We start from the raw sequence: 22,862 nt of genomic DNA on the forward strand, positions 1-22,862 counted from the left end.
TTGAAATGATTTTTATCCTAAGGAGGATGTACTGTGAGTGTGTTAGAGCTTGCAAGAATACAATTTGGTTCCACTACAATTTTCCATTTTTTATTTGTACCACTTTCAATAGGCTTAGTATTTATGGTAGCAATTATGGAAACATTGTATGTTTTTCGAAATAACGAAGAATATAAAAAGTTAACAAAATTCTTTGGGCACTTATTTTTAATTAATTTTGCAGTTGGTGTTGTGACAGGTATTATTCAAGAGTTTCAATTCGGAATGAACTGGTCTGAATATTCCCGTTTTGTTGGGGATGTATTTGGGGCACCACTTGCAATTGAAGCACTTTTAGCATTTTTTATGGAGTCTACATTTTTAGGAATTTGGATATTTGGTTGGGAAAAACTTAATAAAAAAATTCATTTAATGTGTATTTGGTTAGTTGCTTTCGGAACTTTAATGTCTGCGTTTTGGATTTTAGCAGCCAATTCTTTCATGCAGGAGCCAGTAGGTTTTGCCATTAAAAATGGTCGTGCAGAAATGACCGACTTCTTAGCAATCATAACAAATCCACAACTTAAAGTTGAGTTTCCTCACACAATTGCTGGAGCATTAGCAACTGGAGCGTTATTTGTTGCTGGTGTAAGTGCGTATAAAATCTTAAAAAAACAGGAAACAGAATTATTTAAAAAAGCGTTTAATCTTGCAATGGTGTTCGCGCTAATTGCAGGAATTGGTGTCGCATTTAGCGGACATTCTCAAGCAAAGCATTTAATGAAAACTCAGCCGATGAAAATGGCTGCAAGTGAAGGTCTATGGAAAGACAGTGGTGACCCTGCAAGCTGGATGGTCTTTGGTCTGATTGATTCGAAAAAGAAAGAAAATAAATACGAGGTAGAAGTACCATATTTATTAAGTTATCTAGCTTATGAGAAGTTTGAGGGTAAAGTACCTGGTATGAATACATTACAAAAGCAGTACGAGAAATTATATGGTCCTGGAAATTATATTCCACCAGTTAATACAACTTTCTGGAGCTTTAGAATTATGGCAGGAGCAGGAATGGTTATGATTTTAATGGCGATGCTAGGTCTATATTTTAGCTATCGTAAAAAATTAGAATCAAAAAATCTATTCTTAAAAGCATCAATTTTACTAATTTCTTTACCGTTTATTGCAAATACAGCTGGTTGGGTTATGACGGAAATAGGTCGCCAACCATGGACTGTATTCGGTTTAATGACTACTGCTGCATCTGTATCACCAAATGTTTCAAAAGGATCACTCATTTTTTCAATCGCAACTTTTACAACTATGTATGCAATTTTAGCTGTTGTTTTAGTTTACCTGTTTGTGAAAGAAATTAAAAAAGGAACACATCATGTTGAAACTGAAAAGGTTCCTACGGTCGATCCGTTTGAAAGGGAAGTGACAATTGTATGATTGAGTTAAATGAATTATGGTTTTTACTTGTAGCAGTTTTATTTATAGGGTTCTTCTTCTTAGAAGGCTTCGACTTTGGTGTAGGTATATCTACGAAGCTACTAGCCAAAAATGATACTGAAAGAAGAATCTTAATAAACACAATTGGACCGTTTTGGGACGCTAATGAAGTATGGTTATTAACGGCAGGTGGAGCAATTTTTGCAGCATTCCCAAATTGGTATGCAACGATGTTTAGTGGATACTATATTCCGTTTGTATTTGTACTAATGGCATTAATTGGACGTGGTGTTGCTTTTGAATTTAGAGGCAAAGTTGAAAATGCCAAATGGGCAAAAGCTTGGGATTGGGTCATTTTCTTCGGAAGTTTATTACCACCATTTTTATTCGGTGTATTATTCTCGAGTATCCTTAGAGGTATGCCAATCGATCAAAATATGAATATATCTGCTGGTTTTACAGATTACGTAAATTTATTCACAGTAGTTGGCGGAGTAACGGTGACACTACTGTGCCTCTTACACGGATTAATGTTTTTAACATTAAAAACGGTTGGAGAATTAAGAAACCGTGCACGTTCTCTAGCACGTATGGTAATCATGCCAGTGTTCTTATTCTTAGTTGCCTTTACTGGTATGGCATATTTTGAAACGGATATGTTTAGAGTAAAAGCATATATAACAGTTCCACTAATTTTATTAATCGTAGTCTCTTATATTCTTGCTACAATATTCATTTTTAAGAAAAGAGATGGCTGGTCATTTACGATGACAGGACTTGGGATTGTACTAACAGTCGGGACAATGTTTACTTCTCTGTTCCCAAGAGTCATGATTAGTTCAATCAAAAGTACGTATGACTTAACTGTTTATAATGCTTCGTCTGGTCCTTATTCGTTAAAAGTAATGACAATAGTTGCATGTACATTATTACCATTCGTATTAGGTTACCAAATTTGGAGTTATTATGTGTTTAGAAAAAGAGTGGATGAGAAGGATTTGACTTATTAATGGGAAAAGATCTTATTAAATATAAAGGGATAAATCGTTTATTAATGATCCTATCTTTTTTAACAATTATACAAGTAACGGCAATTATTATTCAGGCATATATGCTATCACAAGCTATTGTCAGATTGTTCAATGGAAAAAATAGTAGCGATATTTTATACGCTACTATTTTCTTCATCCTTGCATTTATCTGTCGTTATATTATTTCGACTATAAAGCAGAAATGTTCAGAGCATTTTGCAGATAATGCTTCATCCGAAATGAAAATGAAAGTTTTAGAAAAGCTTTTTAAACTTGGACCTAGATTTGCAAGGAAATCAGGAACAGGTAATATTGTTACGCTTATTATGGAAGGAACTACACAACTAAGAAATTACCTAGAAATTGTTCCATTGAAAATGATTAACTTAGCAATTGTCTCACCAGTTATCGTGATCTATATTTTCTTTGTTGATAAAGTTTCTGCACTTATACTAATCGTAACATTTCCAATCATTATTATTTTTATGATTTTACTCGGTTTGGCAGCTAAAAAGAAATCAAATAAACAATGGAAGGTTTACCGTATATTATCGAATCATTTTACTGATTCATTACGTGGTCTGGAAACATTAAAATTTCTTGGATTAAGTAGAAAACATATAAAGAAAATAGAAAGTGTAAGTGAAAGATACAGAGAAGCAACGATGGGCACATTAAAAGTAGCTTTTTTATCATCATTTGCACTAGATTTATTCACAATGCTATCAATCGCTACAGTTGCAGTATTTTTAGGACTTCGTTTGATTGATGGAGTAATTTTATTAGGCCCAGCACTAACAATTTTAATTTTAGCTCCTGAATATTTCTTACCAGTTCGTGAGGTTGGAGCTGATTATCATGCTACATTAAATGGTCAAGAAGCTGGGAAAGCAATGCAAGATATTTTAGATGAGCAAGAATTTAAGGTTCAAGAAATTGCTCCTATTTCAGATTGGAATCATGCTAGCGAAATTAAGTTTAAAGATATATCAGTAAAACCCGAAAAAGATGGTCAAACGACCTTAAAGAATATAAATATAAGTATTAAAGGGTTTCAAAAAATCGGGATTGTTGGAGAAAGTGGTTCTGGTAAGTCAACGCTTATTGATTTAATAGGTGGATTTTTAGAGCCAGCAAACGGGACTATCCAAATTTCTGGTGAAGAGGTTTCGCATCTGCAAATACAAGATTGGCATAAACAGTTAATCTATATTCCACAAAGTCCTTATATTTTCTCAAAATCATTAAATGATAATATAAGCTTCTATAAACCTAATGCTACTAAAGAAGAAATTGAAAATGCAGCTGTTCAAGCTGGCTTAACATCTTTAATAGAAGAATTACCAAAAGGATTAGAAGAAAAAATAGGTGAAGGTGGAAGAGCGTTAAGTGGGGGGCAAAGTCAACGCGTCGCGCTTGCTAGAGCTTATCTAGAAAATCGTCCGCTTCTTTTGTTAGACGAACCTACTAGTCATCTTGATATTGAAACTGAGTTTGAATTAAAACAAACAATGCTTCAGTTATTCTCTGGTAAATTAGTGTTTTTGGCTACACATCGCTTACATTGGATGAAAGAAATGGATCAAATCATTGTGATGAATGAAGGTAGCATCATTGAAGTAGGTACCCATGAAGAACTATTAATGAAAAAGGGACATTATTATCGATTAATTCATAGTTAGAAGGTAAATAGATGATAAATAAAAATGGATGGATCTTACCATATATAAAAGAAAATCGTCGTTTATTTATAGGTGTGATTTTTTTAAGTTCACTGACTATATTTGCAGCGGCATCTCTTATGTACACCTCCGGCTATTTAATTTCTAAAGCAGCAACTAGACCTGAAAATATTTTAATGATTTATGTACCAATCGTAGCTGTACGTACTTTTGGTATTTTAAGGTCGGCTTCTAAGTATGTTGAAAGATTAGTCGGACACAATACAATTTTAAAAATCTTATCTAGAATGAGAACAAGATTATTTAGTAATCTGGAACCATATGCACTTACGATTAATTCGAAGTTTAAAACAGGAGATATTTTAGGTCTTTTAGCAAATGACATTGAATATTTACAGGATATTTATTTAAAAACTATTTTCCCTGGAATTGCTTCATTGTTTATCTATTTTATATCGGTGGTAGCACTTGGATTCTTCTCTGTTCCATTTGCAATATTAACAGCAGTCATTTCCTTTGTTTTAGTAGGTGTCTTACCGTATTTTTCATTATTAGTTGAAAAGGCGCGAACTTACCAAATAAAAAAGGAAAAGAGTCATTTATATGAAAATTTAGCTGATGCAGTTATGGGGATTAGTGATTGGCTTTTTAGTGGTAAACAAAGTAGCTTTATTAAAAATTATAGAGAAATGGATGAATCGTTAAGAAATATCCAAAACAAGGAAAAAAGATTTAGAAGACGGCGCGATTTAATTGCTCAATGTATTGTAGCGATTTTAGTTTTAATAATGCTATATTGGGCGGGGAATGAAAGTTTAGCTGGAGAAATTCCAAGAACTTTTATCGCTGCATTTGTTTTAGTTTTATTTCCTTTAACAGAAGCTTTTATTCCACTATCAAATTCTCTTGGAAGTGTTCCTTTATATGCTGATTCAATTAGTCGTTTAGAAGAGATTAAAGAAGTGAATCGTGATCAGAATTTAACTAGTATAGAAGGTAATATCGATGATTATCGAAAAATCGAATTTAAAAATGTATCTTTTCATTACTCTGAAAATGAAACGATCTTAAATAATGTTTCTTTTACAATTGAGGAAAACAAAAAAACTGCTTTATTAGGTCCGAGTGGTTCAGGAAAATCAACTATTCTTAAACTAATTGAAGGAGTAGAGACCCCTATTGAAGGAAGCGTTAAAATAAATGAGATTGAAAGTATAGTTTTAGGAGACCAAATTTCGAAAGTTGTATCTGTACTTAATCAAAAGCCATATTTATTTGATACTACAGTTATAAATAATATTCGATTAGGAAATCCAGCAGCAAGTGACGAAGAGGTAATCGAAGTTACGAAAATGGTAGAACTGCATGATTATATAGCATCACTTCCAGCAGGCTATCATACACCTATGCAAGAAACCGGTGTAAGATTCTCAGGTGGAGAACGTCAAAGAATTGCCTTGGCCAGAATACTTCTTCAAAATACACCAATGGTTATTTTAGATGAACCAACTGTCGGATTAGATTCAATTACAGAACGAAAACTTCTTCATACAATCTTTAAAGTATTAGAAGGAAAGACACTATTATGGATCACACACCATTTAATCGGTGCAGAAATGGCTGATCAAATTCTCTTCTTAGACAAAGGCAAAATCGCTATGAAAGGCTCACATGGAGAACTTTTCAAAACTGAGGACCGATATCGCAACCTTTTTGAGCTAGATCGACCATTTAGTGTAATTGAATAGATGTTTATCCGGAAACTCTGGCATAATTGCCAGAGTTTTTTTAGATATTAAAAACAATTTGACGGTAAATGATTTACATGATATATTTATCTCGAATTCGAGATATCTTGAATTCAAAATAATTTTTAATAAATTTTTTTCAGTATTCTTCATCAATAGATTCACAAAATAAAAAAGCTTATCTAAATAATTTATATGGAGGAATTAGTATGAACGGCTTAAAAGGGATCCATCATGTAACAGCTATAACTAGTAGTGCAGAAAAAAACTATGAATTTTTCACATATGTTTTAGGGATGCGTTTAGTAAAGAAAACGGTCAACCAAGATGATATTCAAACATACCATTTATTCTTTGCAGACGATAAGGGAAGCGCTGGAACGGACATGACATTTTTCGATTTCCCTGGAATTCAAAAAGGAGTACATGGAACAAATGAAATTTCAAAAACATCCTTCCGTGTACCAACTGATGTAGCATTAGATTATTGGGTGAAGCGTTTTGACAGATTAGAAGTAAAGCACTCAGGAATAAAAACACAATTTGGTAAGAAAACATTATCATTCGTAGATTTCGACGACCAGCAATATCAATTAATTTCAGATGAGCATAATAAAGGGATTACTTCAGGCACACCATGGCAAAAAGGACCAATCCCATTAGAATACGCAATAACAGGACTTGGACCAATTTTTATCCGTGTAGCTAATTTCGCATTCTTTAAAGAAGTAATTGAAAAAGTACTTTTATTTAAAGAAATTGATAAAGAAGGTTCATTCCATTTATTCGAAGTCGGTGAAGGAGGAAATGGAGCTCAAATTATTGCGGAGCATAATGAAATATTACCACAAGCTTACCAAGGCTTCGGTACTGTTCATCATGTAGCATTCCGAGTAGAAGATACATCTGTATTAAAAGAGTGGATTAAACGTCTTGATTCGTTCCGTTTACCAAACTCTGGCTATGTAGATCGTCACTTCTTTGAATCATTATACGCAAGAGTTGCTCCACAAATCTTATTCGAATTTGCAACAGATGGCCCTGGATTTATGGGAGACGAACCTTATGAGACACTTGGTGAAAAGTTATCTTTACCTCCATTCTTAGAACCAAAACGTGATGAAATTGAAGGAATGGTACGTCAGATTGATACTGTAAGAAGTACGAAGGAATTTGTGAAAGAATAATGTCCGAAAGCACTCACTCTTTTGAAGTGAGTGTTTTTTTATTAAAGAACTCTTAATCTAATTGTAAAAAATTTCCTGAAAAAAATAATGCATAAAACGATTTGTTATTCTAATGAAATATTCCACTGAATAAAAATCTTATGAACTAAAATAATTTTTTAGGAGAGGGAGCATGAATAGTACATCAGGTAGGCGTTTATCGAAGGATGAAATGGTTACTTTAATACAAAATGGACTAGAGAGTACAAATAATCCGAAAAAGATTGTTATAGTAGGAGCAGGAATTTCGGGATTAGTGGCTGGTTCTTTATTAAAGGAAGCAGGACATGAAGTGACGCTTTTAGAAGCAAATGGTCGAGTGGGTGGACGAATTTTTACGAAAAGAGCACCTTTTATTAATGATCAATAGTTGGAATTGGGTGCAATGCGTATTGCTTCTGATCACAAACTTGTACTTGAATATATAAATAAATTTAACTTAAAAGTAAATGAATTTGTAAATGGGAAGTCAGAGGATATTATCTTCGTTAACGGAATAAAAACAACACAGAAGCAATATGAACAAAATCCTGATATTTTAGGTTATCGTGTAGCGGCCAATGAAAAAGGGGTAAATGTTGACCAGTTAATTGAAAGGTCTCTAAAGTCCGCAATGGATTTTATTAAACAAAACCCTGATGAAAATTGGAAAACTATTATTGAAAATTATGATCAGCATTCGATGGATTCATTTTTAAGATATAATCCGATCGGAACACCCTTGTCGCTTGGTGCTGTAGAGAAAGTAAAAGTACTTCAAGGGATGGAAGGATTTCCTGAGCTTGCCTTTACGGCTATTTTAAGAGAGTTCATTGTGTTATTTTCAAAGGAAATTAAGTTTTATGAGATTACAGGTGGTAATGATCAACTACCTAAAAAGCTTTTAACACAATTGAAGGATAATCTATTCTTTGGACAAAAAATGAATAAAATCGTGCAAGAAAATAATCAAGTAACGATTCACTCAGATCATTATACAAGCCATCTGCCTTATCAAACTACTGCTAACTATGCCATTATTACTATCCCCTTTTCGTTATTAAACTTCATCGAAGTGATTCCAAGAAATTCATTTTCTTATGATAAATGGAAGGCAATACGCGAATTACACTATGTTCCGTCAACAAAAATTGGGCTTCAATTTAAAAGTAGATTTTGGGAGAAAGATGGGACATTAGGTGGGAAATTAACCACAGATTTACCAATCCGATTTGCATATTATCCAAGTAATCATAATGGTAAAAATGGATCGGGAATTGTTTTAGCTAGTTATACTTGGGAAGATGATGCATTAATTTGGGATAGTATGTCTGAAAATGATCGGATAATGAATGCTTTAAGTAATTTGGCCACGAACCATGGTAACCAAGTTTATACAGAATTTATTACAGGTTACACTCATAGTTGGGCTCTTTATCCATACTCTGGGGGAGCATTTTCTATGTTCAAGCCAGAACAAAATAGAGAGCTAACGCCTTATATTTCTACTCCGGAGGGGAGAGTTCATTTTGCCGGTGAACATACATCTTCTGCGCCTGCATGGATAGAAGGTGCAATCGAATCTGGCATTCGGTCAGCATTTGAAGTAAATAGCAGAACTTTCGTTGAACGATAAAAATTCATTTTTCATATTTTCGTTGAATATAGTGAAAATAGTGGATGTCTTTTTATTTGAGGGAGTGATCAGTTTGAACGAGAACAATCAAGGACTTCAATTTACCCCTGTGAAATCATGGAATGTTTTTCATGGCCCAAATGACCCGTGCCCACCAATTGGTACAAAATATTATTCTACACCTCCACACTTATATTTAGGATTTCAGCCACCAGGACTAGAGCAATTTTCTTACAAAGAAGCATTGAAAAAAGGTACTTTATGGAAAGTGTTTTATGACTTTTATGAAAATCCATATAAATCTAGGAGGGATTAAAAATGACTGAGCAACTTCCTCCAGAGTATTATCAGGATTTAGAGGAACTGCAAGCTGTTGATTTTGTACTTGTAGAACTAACCTTATATTTAGATACTCATCCAGGTGATCAAAATGCAATTAACCAATTTAATCAATATGTTCAATATAAAAAACAAATTGAAGCTAATTTCGAGTCAAAATATGGACCGTTATATCAATTTGGTGGCAGTTATTCAGATCAAAACTGGAACTGGCATAAGGGCCCATGGCCATGGCAGGTTTAGAAGGAGGGAGTATAAATGTGGATTTATCAAAAAAAATTACAATATCCAGTTAAAGTAAGTACCTGTAATCCTATGCTTGCCAAGTTTTTAGTTGAACAATATGGAGGAGCAGACGGTGAGTTAGCGGCTGCCTTAAGGTACTTGAATCAGCGGTATTCAATACCTGATAAAGTTATTGGACTTTTAACGGATATCGGAACAGAAGAATTTGCTCATTTGGAAATGATTGCTACGATGATCTATAAGCTAACAAAAGACGCAACTCCAGACCAAATGAAAGCTGCCGGATTAGATACTCATTATGCATCTCATGATAGTGCATTGTTCTACCATAATTCAGACGGCGTGCCGTTCACTACTGCTTATATTCAAGCAAAAGGAGATCCAATTGCGGATTTGTATGAAGATATTGCAGCTGAAGAAAAGGCTAGGGCAACCTATCAATGGATCATTGATCTTTCTGACGATCCGGATTTAAATGATAGTTTAAGATTTTTAAGAGAACGTGAGATTGTTCATTCACAGAGATTTAGGGAAGCTGTAGAAATTCTGAAAGAGGATCGACAACAGCGGAAGATTTTTTAGTTGATTGATATTATTTTGAACCTGTTCCTTATATTTAATCGGGAACAGGTTTTTAATTTTATAGCAGTGTGAGGTATTTGAACAGTGCTTTTTATCAAGTTTTAAGGTCATAATACCTTTACTAGTATGGGTAATTATTAAGTTTATTTGCGATTTTTTAAGGTGTAATCGCAGCTGAGACTTGATTCGTCATTCAGTATAAAAAAATAAGGGGGCTCTAGGGCACCCTCATTTAATGATTGTATCTACATCTTATTTCTTCTTAAGAATCGCAATCAGTAAAGCAATCACTGATAGTACAGCTGCCCCAATTGACAATACTAAAGAGGTATTACTAGAATTTGATTTGTCAGTATCTTCCTTAACCGCTTCATCTTTCGTTGTTTTAACAGTTTCACCTTTTACAATTGTGTCTTTTACGATATTCGTAATCGAGTGTGGTGCTTCTGATTTTTCGTCACCAGTCCACTCAACAATACTGCCATCTTTATAATATTGATATGCATCCCAAGCTCCATTTACTTCAGCGTCTGGGTTTTTGGCCATAAATACGAATTGTTGAAATTGTCCCGCTAGAATACCATCATTTTCTGCACTCCAAGTAACAGATGTAACAACACCGTTTGCATCTTTTGTTTCGCTAAATTTCCATCCTGGGACAGGTTGATATGAAACAAATTCAAATGTTGAAGGGATTTTAAGTGTAACTTTTGTTGTAGCTATTTCTTTTTCAGATGGTACTTTCATTGTGTATGTTTCCCAAGCACCAGGAGTTGAAATTTTAGGATTAACTACAACATGCGCGCTCGCAATCCCAGTAAAGATCATTGTCATCGCAAATGCTGAAGCGATAATTTTAGACGTTTTTAAAATAAATTTTTTCATTTTTTGTTAGTCTCCTTTTAATGTAAAAATCATTTACTACCTACTATATATTTAAAATCTACATCTATAGAATCGAGAGAGTTCGTTAAAATGTGGACTTTTACATCCCAATGCCCTGCCATATCAGTATAAAATCCTTGTGTTTCATAAACACCTGCCGAAGTTTTCTTAACTTGAGTAGTGTTATTTCCCATATTCATGTCAGTGTTTTTAAAGGTAAGTGTAACTTGTTGAATAGTAGACACAGGCTTATTATTTTTATCTCTTATATTAATGTTAAATTTGTTTTTACCGACTATGTTCGGAGTAGCGTGTAATGTAACTGAATAACCTTTATTTAGCTTTGTGTTACTAAAAGGACCAGGTGATTCCATTGCGGTTGGTAGGTTTGTTAATAAGGATGAAAGGATTAGAACGATTACTCCTATACTTATTTCAAACCCAACTGACTTTCCTAATTTGTTTTTTCTGCGTTTTCCTTTGATAAAATGAATCAATCCTAAAAGTAGCATGACTAGAAATAAGATAACTTTTCCGCATAAAACCTTGCCATAGGTTGTATGTAATAAAGAGTAAAAGTTAGGTATATACTTTAAGCTTGCGTAAATACCAGTTGCCATTAGTAAAACGACTGATATTGTTGCCCAACTAGAATATCGTTGGATCGTTTTCCAGTAAACCTCATTCCCGTCATGTTTCTTATGCGTTTTAGGAAGTATATAGCTTATGCCTATTAATCCTCCTATCCAAATCGAAACAGAAAGTAAATGAATAAAATCAAAGAAAACTGGTAAAAATTCATTTTGCATAGAAGCATGCCCAATAAAAGCTTTTGAGATTAGTAAGAAAATGCCGATTAATAAAGCACTTAACCACCAATAGAAAGAACTTTTTTGTTCACTTCTCCAAGCCATATACAGTGAATTAGCTAGAACAATAAGTAGAAGAATTTGGATTACCCATACACTTCCGAATTTTGTACTGTTTATTGTTTCCAATAGCAAATCTTTGTGAAAAATACTTTGCCATGAACCATTTGTATAGTTTTTTGTTTCAACTAAAAGGCTTAAAAGAACACTAAATAAAATTCCAAAATAGAAGATTAACACTAAGGCTTTGGAATTTTTAAAAGCAATCGTTCTATTGTTCTGATCGCTTTTGTAAATAAATAAACAAAAAAATAAAAGTCCAACAAATAAAAGTAAACTCATATATTCAATCCAGTAGGTTCCCATTACGTCTGTGTTGGGTAGGGATTGGCTTGCTTTATTCGAAATTGTTGATGAACCATCAACTTTTCCTACTCTGAATGGAATTACACCATTTACTGAATGGCCATCACTAGAAATTACCTTCCAAACAATATGATAATTTCCATCTGGTAAATTAGGTTTTAAGCTTCCTTCTAAAATTGAATGATTTTTCTTATTTATATTGCCATTTCGCAAATCAACTCGATTCCCTACCTCATCTAAAACTTGTAAAGAATGAAATGCAGACTGTACTGATTCATCAAATTGTATTTGAATACGTTGAGGAGATTTTATAAAAACTTCATTCTCTTTAGGTGTAGATTTGATGATATAGGCATGTGCTGAAGCTAAGGACGGAAAAAAAGCGGCAGCAATCAATAATATTAAGAAAGAAAACCCCATAATTCGGATTTTCATTTTTTTACGTCACCTCATATCTATTGGAGTAAATTAGAAAATAAAACAACTTCTAAATTCTAAAGTAAAATTGTGATAGAAATGTGATAAATTTTAAAATTTTATTAGGATTAGATAGTAAGATTATTCAACGGTGTATTACTCTTTATACAAAAAAAAATCCACAAGTAAAACCAATTACTTGTGGATTTCAGTGTTAGACAAAGTTCAAAAAAATGATTTTCAGACTGATTGCAAGCGCTTGTCAACAGTCTGAAATATTTATTTAACAAGCAACTTACCAACAGATTTAGAAGGCTCCAAAGAGATGTTATATTCTCCTTTTAATGGATTATTTAATAAAAGAATATTTTTTCCAGTTTTCAATGGAATGTTAATACCTAAGTCAGCAGAGGCCAATCTTGCATTGCCCCCGACATCTGGATCAACATCAACAATAATTTTAGTCATTGTCGCAGGTTTAAAGATTGTATTTTTCGGACTAAAACCTGATGGTGTTACATGAATTGTTGCGTATTGAAGGTCATTTTGATTATCTTGTTTTGCAGTTTGCTTTTGTGGTTGCCCAATTACACCAACTTTTACTTTATTCAAATTAACGGTAAAGATGATGACAAATATAAGTAAGATTGAAGTTAATACAACAGTACTGTTCGATGATCTGGCATGAACACTCTTATTCTTACTCTTTTGATTTGAAACTAGCTTTCGATCAACGAAAAATAACAATAGATAAATAAAAATAATAAACAGAATATCCACAATAACAAACGTTGTATTTGAAATGAATGTCATATATCCGATGACAAACCCGATAAACGCTCCGAGTAGAGATGCTAACATATCTGTAATGCCTTTACCAAATAGTTTCTTCGATAGAACAAAAATTAAAATGGCTAACAATAGGTTCAAAATGAAAACCAGTAGTAAATTATAATTTGTAGTTAACATGATTAAGAAACTAATAGTAGCAGAGGATACACCGACCAATAAAGAAATCGATGATTCTAAAGTACTAGGAAATCTCTCTTTATTTCGATAAAAATGATGAAAGCTATAAAATGTAAGAAGGAGTACTAAGAAAAGACTTCCATACTTCAATACCATATAAAAAACACCTCTAAATTAGTTTTTAAGCTTCAGCTTTGATTCGAAGTTCCAATCGGGATAACATATTGAACACTTGGAGATTTAGCTGGCTCTGATTGTTGAACGTTTATTTTAGTGACTGTCTGACCATTAAAGCTTGTTTTTCCGATTACTCTTGTAATTGTTACCCAAGAATCATTCACAAATTGCTGTGAAATGGTTGATTCTGCAACTTGTTCTCGCATTTAAATTGGCTTGTAGCTATTCTTCGCAAAGGTTTCACTCTTCCTGTTTAAGATATGATCCGTTCAAATAACCAAATTCCACCTAATATAAAAGCAATCGTAGAGGTAGATATAATGGCATTCCTCGAATACTTCGAGCGATGTAATTGTGTTAATAGTGGTAGTAATAAAAGTACAATCGAAAGCTGAACGACTTCAATTCCAAGGTTAAAGCTAACTAAATCAGCTGCTAATTCACTTTTTGAAAGATGCATTGCTGTTAATAAATCTGCAAAACCCATTCCGTGAATTAATCCAAAAATAAAAGTTAATACCCAACGATGACCTATGTTTTTACGGAAGATATTTTCAATCGCTACATAACATATACTAATCGCAATTGCAGGTTCGACGATATAAGAAGGAATTGAAATAATTCCTAAAACAGTTAGTGTCAAAGTCAAACTATGTGCGACTGTAAAAGCAGTAATTACTTTAGCAAACTGCTTAAAGCTTTGTCTTGCAATCAGTAGTGAAAGTAAAAATAGTAAATGATCATAACCGGTAAGTATATGGTTCATACCAAGCTTTAAAAACGTTACCCATCCTTTAGATGATGTATTTGTAGTAGAGTCCGAATGGGATTCTTTTTTTATTACGGCCTCTTGCTGTTGTTTTGCAGGTTGGATTGTATCCGGATTATTGCTTAATCCCTCATAAGCACTATCACTAAGAATCATAGACCACATACGGCCTTGATCTGAAAGAGCGGCAGTACTACTATCATGTCCGTAGTTCACTTTCAACAAATCCACATAGGTTGTACTTGTATTTTTATCATTTTCATACAAATGATCAACAAGACTAATAGATTGAGAAGGTTGAATTGCAGGGTAATCAACCTCAAGGATAAACTGGGTAGCATCACCTTTGCGGTTGAGCTCCAATTTATTTACCTTTGTCCAATTTTGTTTTTCTCCATTCATTTTCAGAATAAGATTACTCTGGATCGTGGATTCTATTTTCTCTTTTATTGCCTCAAATTCATCTGGATCTAACATTCCGTTCTTATTAATATCCCCGCCTGTTAATTCCATGACAGAAACTTCATCTAAAGCAAAGTTCATTGTAGTTTTTGATTTTAAGAGATTTAGTGTAGTGTAACTAGCACTTAATGAATGAGCTTCTGCAGTTCGAAAAGATGTACTTAAAAAAATGAGAAAGCAGAAAAATAGGGGAAAAGCACGACTGAATCTATTTTTTGGTAAGTAAAAAATACTATTATTCATTTGTTTCCTCCGGGAAATAAAAGTAAGAAAGACATAGTTATCGTACAAAGTAAATGTTACAGAATTGTTTTTGAATTGTAAAGAGTTCGTAAATTCAGACTAGTATTGTAGAATTATCTATGATATACATTATATAGTTAACTGGCGTTAACTAAATTCAAGTGAGGAGAGGAGAGAATTCTGTAATTATTTCCCGATAGTAAAATAGTCCTGTGTTTCCGAGAAAAGGTTTTGGTTATTTAGAAATAACTCAATGGTAAAATAGTCTTGTGTTTTTGAAAGAAGGTTTTGGTTAATTAGAAATAATAAATTAAAGTGGGGAAATTTTCATGCACAAAATAATGCATAAGTACAAAAGGTATTTTGGTCTTTTTGCAACGATACTATTGCTATTATCAACAATTAGTCCACAAATGGCTAAGGCAGCCACTTCAACTACTTTAGCAAAATGGGATTTTAGTAATGGACAAGTAACAACACCATCTGCTGGAATACCTGAAAATATGAATAGTAATATAACAACAACTGGTTCTAAGATTACTGGTTATAATGCCGGCCCTTCTGGGAATACAGTTATTAACGCAAATACATGGTCAAATAATAGTTCATTTTGGGAAGTTTCGTTATCAACAAAAAACTATGAAAATATAACTCTTTCATCTAAACAATATAGTTCTTCAACGGGGCCAAAAGATTTCAAACTTCAATATAGTTTGGATGAAAATTCATGGGTTGATGTACCGGGTGGTTCTGTTTCTACGGGAAGTGCTACATGGTCAAGTGGGGGACAATTAAATAATGTAGCGTTGCCAAGTGAGGTAAATGACAAGAACTTAGTTTATTTAAGATGGATTGTCAATTCATCATTAGCTGCAAAAAATGACGGCACTAATTTTAGTACTACAACTGGTACAAGTCGTATTGCTGATATTGTTATTAATGGTGAGGCGAACGGATCTCCAGCTTTAGAAAAAACCGCTACACCTGATGCAACAAAAATCAATTATTCTACAAATTCAACAGTAACTGGAAATGCTGGAGCAGTCGCAAGTAATTCCATTGTAAAGGTTTATGATGATAATAATAAACTAGCTGGTACGACTACGGCTTCAGCGGATGGTGCATTTACCGCTACAGTTACCAATTCACAATCGGTTGTATATGTTACTGCACAAGAAAATGGAAAAGCTGAAAGTGATAAAGTTTCAGTAAATTTCTCAGGTTCTGTCGTTCAGAAAACATCCGCTCCAATAGCTACAAAAATTACTTTTAATTCATATACAAATGTATCAGGTACTGCAGGAGCAGTTGCTGGTAATGCAATCGTAAATCTATATTTCGATGACAATACAATAGTAGCAACTACAACAGCAACAGCAGATGGTTCATTTAACGTGACATTTGCTAATCCTGGGTCGAAATCAGTAGTTAATCTCGTTGCTCAAGAAGCAGAAAAGACTCCGAGTGATCGAACTGCTGTAAACTATACTGGTCCAACTGAAAACCCAAAAGTAATTTCACCAGGTGACGTAGTATTTAGCCAAATCTATGTAAATGGTGGAAATGGGGGAGCATTCTACAAAACAAAGTTTTTTGAACTTTATAATAATACAGATAAAGACATTAATTTAACAGGCTGGTCTATTGCTTATACTTCAGCATCAACAATGAACTTTGGAGCAGGGCAAGCTTTATCAGGCATTATTAAAGCGCATAGTTACTTCTTAGTAGCAGGTAGTACAGGTACGACAGGACAAGCACTTCCTGTGATTCCAGATAGTACGACTACTTTAAACCCAAGTGGTTCAACTGGTGGTGCATTAGTACTTGCAAAGAAAACGACAGCTGTTACAGGAGTAGATGACCCAGACGCAATTGATTTACTAGCGTATACAAATGGTACAGCCGTTTATAAAAACCCTTTATATTGGGGAAGTCCAATTTCAGACTCTACAATTGGTGGGGGTACAATTCAACGTAAAACAAATATCGGCACAGACCCACGTTCAGCATATGGACTTGGAAATGGCTGGTTTACAAAAGATCCTTCAAAAGATTTCGTCCTGAATAAACCATCAAGTGCGAACTATTCTGATGAAATGGTTGTACATAACTCAAAATTTATGCTTTCTCCAGATGGATCTAAAATAACTTATACAAAATCTAATGGTACATCTACCGTTAAAGGGCAAGCTGGATCGGTACCTGCTTCATCTACTGTAAAAGCTTATTTTGAGAGTGAAGGTAAATTAACTAACGAGCAACAAGTAACTGCAGAAGCTGACGGTTCTTTTACATTAAGCTTTACGGATTCTAGTGATCAGACATCTATCTACTTAACAGAAACTGATTCCACGCAACCTACTCCAAAGGAAAGTTACTACGCGAGAATAGATGTTGCTGGTAAGGATAAATCAGTTACTTCAATTAGTGAATTAAGAAAAAATGATGAAATAGGATTTCCAATCAACAATGGTTACTCCACTACAATTGAAGGAGTAGCAACTACAGATAATCAGCCTAATGGCGATGTAAGTACAAATTTCTTTATTCAAGATCAGACAGGTGCAATCAATGTTATCAATCATATGAATCCTGCTACTACGATTCAAGCTGGAAATAAATATAGCATTGATGGACGAGTAGTATTTACAGCGGGGATGACTCAGTTTATTCCAACGGCGATTCGCTTTGTTGGAAACGATCATTTACCGGCAGCTACAAATATTACGATCGGTGAGCTAAATGAGGCAACTGAAGGTAAATTAGTTTCATTTACTGGAAAAGTAACAAATGTTCCTACAGAAGGTCCAAACTATGATATTACTGTAAGTGATGAATCTGGTGAAAAGTTAGCAATCGTACGTATTCAAGGATCTTTAGGTAATATTGAACAAGGTCAGACATATACCTTTACAGGTATTGTCAATCAATATAAAAAAGCTGCACCTTTTACGAGTGGATATCTACTTTTACCAAGAAAAGCAAGTGATGTAAAAGGTCAATTAGTTTTAAATCATACTCCAATTACAAAAGCTTATACGGGAATGGATGCTGCTTTTAATGCTGTGGCGAAGAATGCAGATTCAGTTACGCTTTATTATAAAGGAGAAAGTGACACTACTTATCGTTCAGTGATTATGGACACTGCAGACCATATTAATTACAATGGGAAAATTTTAGAAGCAGATGTTCCAAAAGTAAAATTCTACTATTATATCGAAGCGGAAAATGCAGAAGGCAAACAAGCTGTAGGTAGTTCTTCAAAGCCTTTAGCTGTAGAAGTAGTAGATGATCAAGATGGCCCTAGATTTTTTAACGAGGTACCAGCAAACGGTGATAAAACTGATTCAAGACATCCTGAAATAGTCGTGAAAATGGATGATCCAAGTGGAATAAATCTATCATCAGCTGCTATTTCAATCGATAATCAAGATAAAACATCAATCGCAACAATTAATGAAACAGAAATGAAAGTAAACCTTACAACTGCTAATGAATTAACTGAAGGCGAGCACACAATAACGGTGTCTGCAAAGGATAAATTAAATAATCCTTCTAGCTATACATGGAAATTCACAGTTACAGAAAGATTTACTGGTGGAAATCACTATCGTGGAACGACACATAACCATACGAATATTTCACATGATGGGGCAGGTAGTCCGGAAGAAGCGCTAAAAGCTGCTGAAAAGTATCATTATGATTTCTTTGCGTTCTCGGATCATTCCCACGATATCGATTCAGACCTTGTTAATAAAGATACTGTCGATCGTAAAGGCTTTAAAGAGAGAACAGGTGGTACCGATTGGCAATTAACAAAGGATTTAGCAAAACAATATACGAAAGACGGTCAATTCGTTGTTTTCCCTGCTTTTGAAATGACTTCAACTACATGGGGTCACTCAAATGTATTCGGAACTGAAAATTTCATTGATCGTGTTGTAGATGGTGGTGCTTATCAAAATTTACAAAAGTATTATGGTTGGGTACTAACATATGATAATATCGTAGCGCAATTCAACCATCCAGATATGTCTGCAAATGCGTTTGATAACTTCATTCCTTATAACAAAAATTTAGACAAGCTATTTACAATGCTTGAGGTAGGGAATGGATCAGGGAAGTATTCATATGCAAACGTTGAAGATAAATATTATAGTGCTCTTGATATCGGCTGGCATGTTGCACCAACTTATGGTGAAGATAACCATGATGCAACATGGGGTCAAACGAAGAAGCGTACTGTAATTGTAGCAAAAGATTTAAGTCAAGATGCTTTACTTGATGCAATGAAAAACAAACGTGTTTATATGACAGAGGATCCTAACTTTTCATTAGATGTATCGGCAAGTGGCTTTTATATGGGATCCACAGTAGATACTGATACATTAGATTTCAATATATCAGGTAAAGATCCTGTTTTAGAGCAAGCTAGTGATCCAGATTATAGCTATATAAAAACTGCTTCTAACGATGCAATCGCAAAGGTAGAATTAATTACAAATCACGGAACAGTGGTTGATAAGTATGTTCCAACAGATGATTCAACTTCATTTAATTGGAAGCCTAGCTTTACCGTTGTAGGCGGGCAACAATGGTTTGTTGTAAAAGTTACACAAAAAGATGGAGACCAAATTTACTCAGCACCAATTTGGTCACAACAGAAAGACTTAGCGGTAAAAGTAAGTGATGTTACGACGAAAGATGGAGCGATTATTGGTGGACTTTCAGCTAATTTAACAGCGGGAATAAGTAACCAAGGAACTTTAGATGTTAAACAAGTAACTGCTCATTTCTATTATGACAGCATCGATGCAAACCATTTTATTGCGGATGCTTCAATCGATTCACTTCCATCTAACTCATCAGCAAGTGCTAGCGTTACATGGACGGATCCAGTTCCTGGTACACATAATATCATTGTTGTTTTATCAGCAGCTGATGGACATGATCTCGGTAATAATAAATACGAGCAATCATTTACAATCAAAGCTCCATTAAACAAAGTGGTTATGATTGATGGTTCTCACAACAATGAGAATTCAAAACAAGACACTGGCACATATAAAGATAATTTCAAATTATTTACAACCTTAATGAAGCAACAAGGTTATACTGTTGCAGAAAATTCTTCACCACTTACAGAACAAGTATTAAAGAATGTTAGTGTATTAGTCGTTACACACCCAGCTACAGCATACTCTGCTAGTGAAATTTCAGAGATTAATAATTTCTTGAAAAATGGTGGTTCTTTATTACTGACAGAAAAGAGTAATTTTGGTGCTTCAAATCAAAACATAAATAGTATTTTATCAGGTGTAGGTTCAAGTATTTTAGTGAACAATGATGGGATATTTGATGAAACACATGACGGTAACTTCTGGGGAACACCACTGACAGCTAATTATGCGGTTAGATTACACCCAACGCCGAATCAAAAAACAACATTAACGGATTTCATTCAACCGATTGAGTTTTATAGTGGATCTAGTCTTGCTAAAAATGATGGTTCAGGGAATAAAGTTCCATTAACAGACAGTGATACTGTAAAAGTTCTAGTTCAAGGAAATGAATCTACGTTCCAAGATACAACTAGTATTAAATCGGATACTGTAAAATACAATGTTCAAACTTCTAATGGAAAAAATGGTCCAGCATTAGAGCAAGTCACTGGTGGCTCTAGCATTCCGGTCATTGCTTCTGAACAAGTTGGAAATGGTAGAGTATTCGTATCAGGTATGAATATCTTTAATGATAAACAAATGGATCAAACATATAATCCAAAAGGTAATGACCCGTTTGCAGTAAACGTTGTAAACTGGTTGTCTCATCTTGATCCCGAAGTAAAGTCAATTGGTGATGCCCGTAAGCTTGCAGAAGGAACGAACGCTGTTGTTGAGGGAACTGTAACAGCTACTTCATTCTTTGATGCTGCTTACATTCAAGATGATACTGGTGGAATTATGGCCTTTAATGATGTGCCAGCAGGAAGTTTACAAGTTGGCGATAAGGTACGCATATATGGTCATATAAAAATATTTGAAAATAACTTCGAATTAGAGTTTGGCAGTTTTACAGAAAGTGTTGTAAAACTAGGTAAAGGAACGCCAATCGAAGCGAAGGTTGTTAGTACAAAGGATTCAAATAATGAAGAGAATCAAGGTCAATTAATTAAAGTAACTGGTAAAGTTGTTTCTAAGTATGATGATAACTCTTATGTAATTGATGACGGTTCAGGACTAACATTAGTATTTACAGATGGATACGTTGTGAACCAAAGCGGACCTGTACCAAACCTGAATATTGGGGATACATTAGAAGCAACAGGTCTAGCAGGTAAATTCTCAGAAGGAAATCGTATACGAGTAAGGGATACGAAAGAATTAGTTGGAACTCATACTGCTGTTCCAAAAGCTCCTGTAGTAAATGCTATTTCTGATCAAGATGAGAAAATTACCGGTACATCTGAAGCGGGTGCAAAAGTAATTGCAAAAGTAAATAATAATGAAATTGCTAATGTAATAGCGGATAATACTGGAAACTTTGAAATGAAAATTACAAAACAAGCAGCTGGTACGAAAATTGTAGTAACAGCACTTGGCTCAGCAAATAATGAAAGTGATGGAGTAGAAGTAATTGTAAGTGATAAGACTGCGCCAAACGCGCCTGTTGTAAATGAAGTACAAGATAATAGTACTTATGTAACAGGAAAAGCAGAGCCAGGGTCAACAATCACAGTTTCAAAGGGCATCGTCATTCTAGGTCAAGCAGTAACAAATCAAGATGGCAACTTCAGCGTTTTATTAGCTACAAAACAAAGTGCAGGAATAAAATTATCAGTTGTTTCAACAGACAACGCAGGTAATAATAGTTCAATAACTGAAGTAATTGTAGAAGATAAAACAGCACCGAATGCTCCTATTGTAAATGAAGTACAAGACAATAGTACGTATGTAACAGGAAAGGCAGAGCCGGGAACAACAATCACAGTTTCAAAAGGGATTGTCATTCTAGGTCAAGCAGTAACAAATCAAGATGGTGACTTCACTATTTTATTATCTTCAAAACAAAGTGCAGGAACAATATTATCAGTTTTTTCAACAGACAACGCAGGTAATAATAGTTCAATAACTGAAGTAATTGTAATAGATAAAACAGCTCCTATCAAACCAGTTGTTAATGTAGTGGGTGATTCTGACACACATGTGACTGGGACGGCCGAAGCAGGATCGACAATTAGCGTTTCTGTAGGAAATAAAATTATTGGTTCAGGAAAGACAAATAGTAATGGAAGTTTTGACGTATTAATTGCAAAACAAGTAGCTGGAACAGTATTAACGATTTTATCGACTGATTCAGGAGGAAATAGTAGTGAAAAAGTTGAAGTAAAAGTAATAGACAAAACACCTCCAACAGCACCAACTGTTAATACGGTAACGAATAAAACTGATGTTATTACAGGAACAGCTGAACCAGGATCTGAGGTGGTTGTTAAGAGTGGTTCTACTAAATTAGGGGAAGTAACTGCTAGTAGTAGTGGTAAATTTACCATTACAATTAATTCTCACTTAAAGGCTGGAACGATATTAACAATAACATCCACGGATAAGAGTGGAAATGTGAGTCCTACGACTACTATAACTGTTGTCAAATTCAATAAAGTTTAAAAAGATTGGGGCTGTCTCATAAGTCAGGATAACTGACATAAGGGCGGCCCCCTTTTAATTGCAAAAGTAACTGATATTAAATATGTAATGAGGTATCCTCATTTGATCTTGCAATCCATTAAGCTAAATAGGCGATCT

Annotated in this window: 14 protein-coding genes and 1 pseudogene; 10 read left to right on the forward strand and 5 right to left on the reverse strand. The window is 34.2% G+C overall.

From position 1 onward, the window contains the following. Window positions 1-33 precede the first annotated feature (33 nt). The 9 genes and pseudogenes from ABEY15_RS12720 to ABEY15_RS12760 all read left to right on the forward strand — a co-directional run bounded on the left by ABEY15_RS12720 (window position 34) and on the right by ABEY15_RS12760 (window position 9,897). Entirely contained in the window at window positions 34-1,428 is a 1,395-nt protein-coding gene (locus ABEY15_RS12720; RefSeq protein ID WP_429890454.1) for a cytochrome ubiquinol oxidase subunit I, read from the forward strand. After that, on the forward strand, window positions 1,425-2,438 hold the full coding sequence (gene cydB, locus ABEY15_RS12725; protein ID WP_429890455.1) for a cytochrome d ubiquinol oxidase subunit II: 1,014 nt from the start codon (window positions 1,425-1,427) through the stop codon (window positions 2,436-2,438). The genes ABEY15_RS12720 and cydB overlap by 4 nt, the downstream gene beginning before the upstream one ends. Then, a complete protein-coding gene (cydD, locus tag ABEY15_RS12730) occupies window positions 2,438-4,141 on the forward strand; it encodes a thiol reductant ABC exporter subunit CydD (protein WP_429890456.1) in 1,704 nt (567 codons plus the stop codon). Before cydB ends, cydD begins: the two co-directional genes overlap by 1 nt. 14 nt (window positions 4,142-4,155) lie before the next feature. Beyond that, window positions 4,156-5,889, forward strand: coding sequence for a thiol reductant ABC exporter subunit CydC (gene cydC, locus ABEY15_RS12735; RefSeq protein WP_429890527.1), 1,734 nt, complete (start codon window positions 4,156-4,158; stop codon window positions 5,887-5,889). 209 nt (window positions 5,890-6,098) lie between these two features. After that, window positions 6,099-7,076 carry a ring-cleaving dioxygenase gene (locus ABEY15_RS12740; protein ID WP_429890457.1) on the forward strand — a complete coding sequence of 326 codons (978 nt, stop codon included), beginning with the start codon at window positions 6,099-6,101 and terminating at the stop codon, window positions 7,074-7,076. 172 nt (window positions 7,077-7,248) lie between these two features. Continuing rightward, a pseudogene (locus ABEY15_RS12745) lies at window positions 7,249-8,730 on the forward strand (flavin monoamine oxidase family protein). 109 nt (window positions 8,731-8,839) lie between these two features. After that, complete coding sequence (locus ABEY15_RS12750; protein WP_429890528.1) at window positions 8,840-9,046, forward strand: spore coat associated protein CotJA; 207 nt, start codon at window positions 8,840-8,842, stop codon at window positions 9,044-9,046. Window positions 9,047-9,048: 2 nt separating this feature from the next. Beyond that, window positions 9,049-9,312 (forward strand): spore coat protein CotJB, encoded by a 264-nt coding sequence (locus tag ABEY15_RS12755; protein ID WP_025569246.1) that lies wholly within the window; start codon window positions 9,049-9,051, stop codon window positions 9,310-9,312. Between the two features lie 15 nt (window positions 9,313-9,327). After that, window positions 9,328-9,897 (forward strand): manganese catalase family protein, encoded by a 570-nt coding sequence (locus ABEY15_RS12760; protein WP_429890458.1) that lies wholly within the window; start codon window positions 9,328-9,330, stop codon window positions 9,895-9,897. A gap of 252 nt (window positions 9,898-10,149) precedes the next feature. On the opposite strand, the gene ABEY15_RS12765 is transcribed toward ABEY15_RS12760, so the two are convergent. The 5 genes from ABEY15_RS12765 to ABEY15_RS12785 form a co-directional block, all read right to left on the reverse strand. Next, window positions 10,150-10,782, reverse strand: a complete 633-nt coding sequence (locus ABEY15_RS12765; RefSeq protein ID WP_429890460.1) for a YcnI family protein — start codon at window positions 10,780-10,782, stop codon at window positions 10,150-10,152. A 29-nt stretch (window positions 10,783-10,811) separates the two neighbouring features. After that, on the reverse strand, window positions 10,812-12,452 hold the full coding sequence (locus ABEY15_RS12770; RefSeq protein WP_429890461.1) for a copper resistance protein CopC: 1,641 nt from the start codon (window positions 12,450-12,452) through the stop codon (window positions 10,812-10,814). A gap of 261 nt (window positions 12,453-12,713) precedes the next feature. Then, entirely contained in the window at window positions 12,714-13,559 is an 846-nt protein-coding gene (locus ABEY15_RS12775) for a hypothetical protein (protein ID WP_429890462.1), read from the reverse strand. Between the two features lie 32 nt (window positions 13,560-13,591). Further along, window positions 13,592-13,786, reverse strand: a complete 195-nt coding sequence (locus ABEY15_RS12780) for a hypothetical protein (protein ID WP_429890463.1) — start codon at window positions 13,784-13,786, stop codon at window positions 13,592-13,594. 47 nt (window positions 13,787-13,833) lie between these two features. Next, the gene (locus ABEY15_RS12785) at window positions 13,834-15,054 is read right to left on the reverse strand and encodes a HupE/UreJ family protein (protein WP_429890464.1); all 1,221 of its coding nucleotides are present in this window, start codon (window positions 15,052-15,054) and stop codon (window positions 13,834-13,836) included. A gap of 329 nt (window positions 15,055-15,383) precedes the next feature. Here ABEY15_RS12785 and ABEY15_RS12790 point away from each other — a divergent pair, with 329 nt between their 5' ends. Further along, complete coding sequence (locus tag ABEY15_RS12790; protein WP_429890466.1) at window positions 15,384-22,724, forward strand: Ig-like domain-containing protein; 7,341 nt, start codon at window positions 15,384-15,386, stop codon at window positions 22,722-22,724. Window positions 22,725-22,862: the final 138 nt, after the last annotated feature.

The sequence above is a fragment of the Gottfriedia acidiceleris genome, assembly GCF_050457485.1.
Taxonomy (GTDB): domain Bacteria; phylum Bacillota; class Bacilli; order Bacillales; family Bacillaceae_G; genus Gottfriedia; species Gottfriedia acidiceleris_D.

Bases quoted from the DNA above. Each gene is read 5' to 3' on its own strand.
- ABEY15_RS12775 (WP_429890462.1), bottom strand. From the start codon at position 13,559: ATGGTATTGAAGTATGGAAGTCTTTTCTTAGTACTCCTTCTTACATTT.
- ABEY15_RS12785 (WP_429890464.1), bottom strand. From the start codon at position 15,054: ATGAATAATAGTATTTTTTACTTACCAAAAAATAGATTCAGTCGTGCT.
- cydB (WP_429890455.1), top strand. From the start codon at position 1,425: ATGATTGAGTTAAATGAATTATGGTTTTTACTTGTAGCAGTTTTATTT.
- ABEY15_RS12780 (WP_429890463.1), bottom strand. From the start codon at position 13,786: ATGCGAGAACAAGTTGCAGAATCAACCATTTCACAGCAATTTGTGAAT.
- ABEY15_RS12755 (WP_025569246.1), top strand. From the start codon at position 9,049: ATGACTGAGCAACTTCCTCCAGAGTATTATCAGGATTTAGAGGAACTG.
- ABEY15_RS12790 (WP_429890466.1), top strand. From the start codon at position 15,384: ATGCACAAAATAATGCATAAGTACAAAAGGTATTTTGGTCTTTTTGCA.
- cydD (WP_429890456.1), top strand. From the start codon at position 2,438: ATGGGAAAAGATCTTATTAAATATAAAGGGATAAATCGTTTATTAATG.
- ABEY15_RS12760 (WP_429890458.1), top strand. From the start codon at position 9,328: ATGTGGATTTATCAAAAAAAATTACAATATCCAGTTAAAGTAAGTACC.
- ABEY15_RS12770 (WP_429890461.1), bottom strand. From the start codon at position 12,452: ATGAAAATCCGAATTATGGGGTTTTCTTTCTTAATATTATTGATTGCT.
- ABEY15_RS12740 (WP_429890457.1), top strand. From the start codon at position 6,099: ATGAACGGCTTAAAAGGGATCCATCATGTAACAGCTATAACTAGTAGT.
- ABEY15_RS12765 (WP_429890460.1), bottom strand. From the start codon at position 10,782: ATGAAAAAATTTATTTTAAAAACGTCTAAAATTATCGCTTCAGCATTT.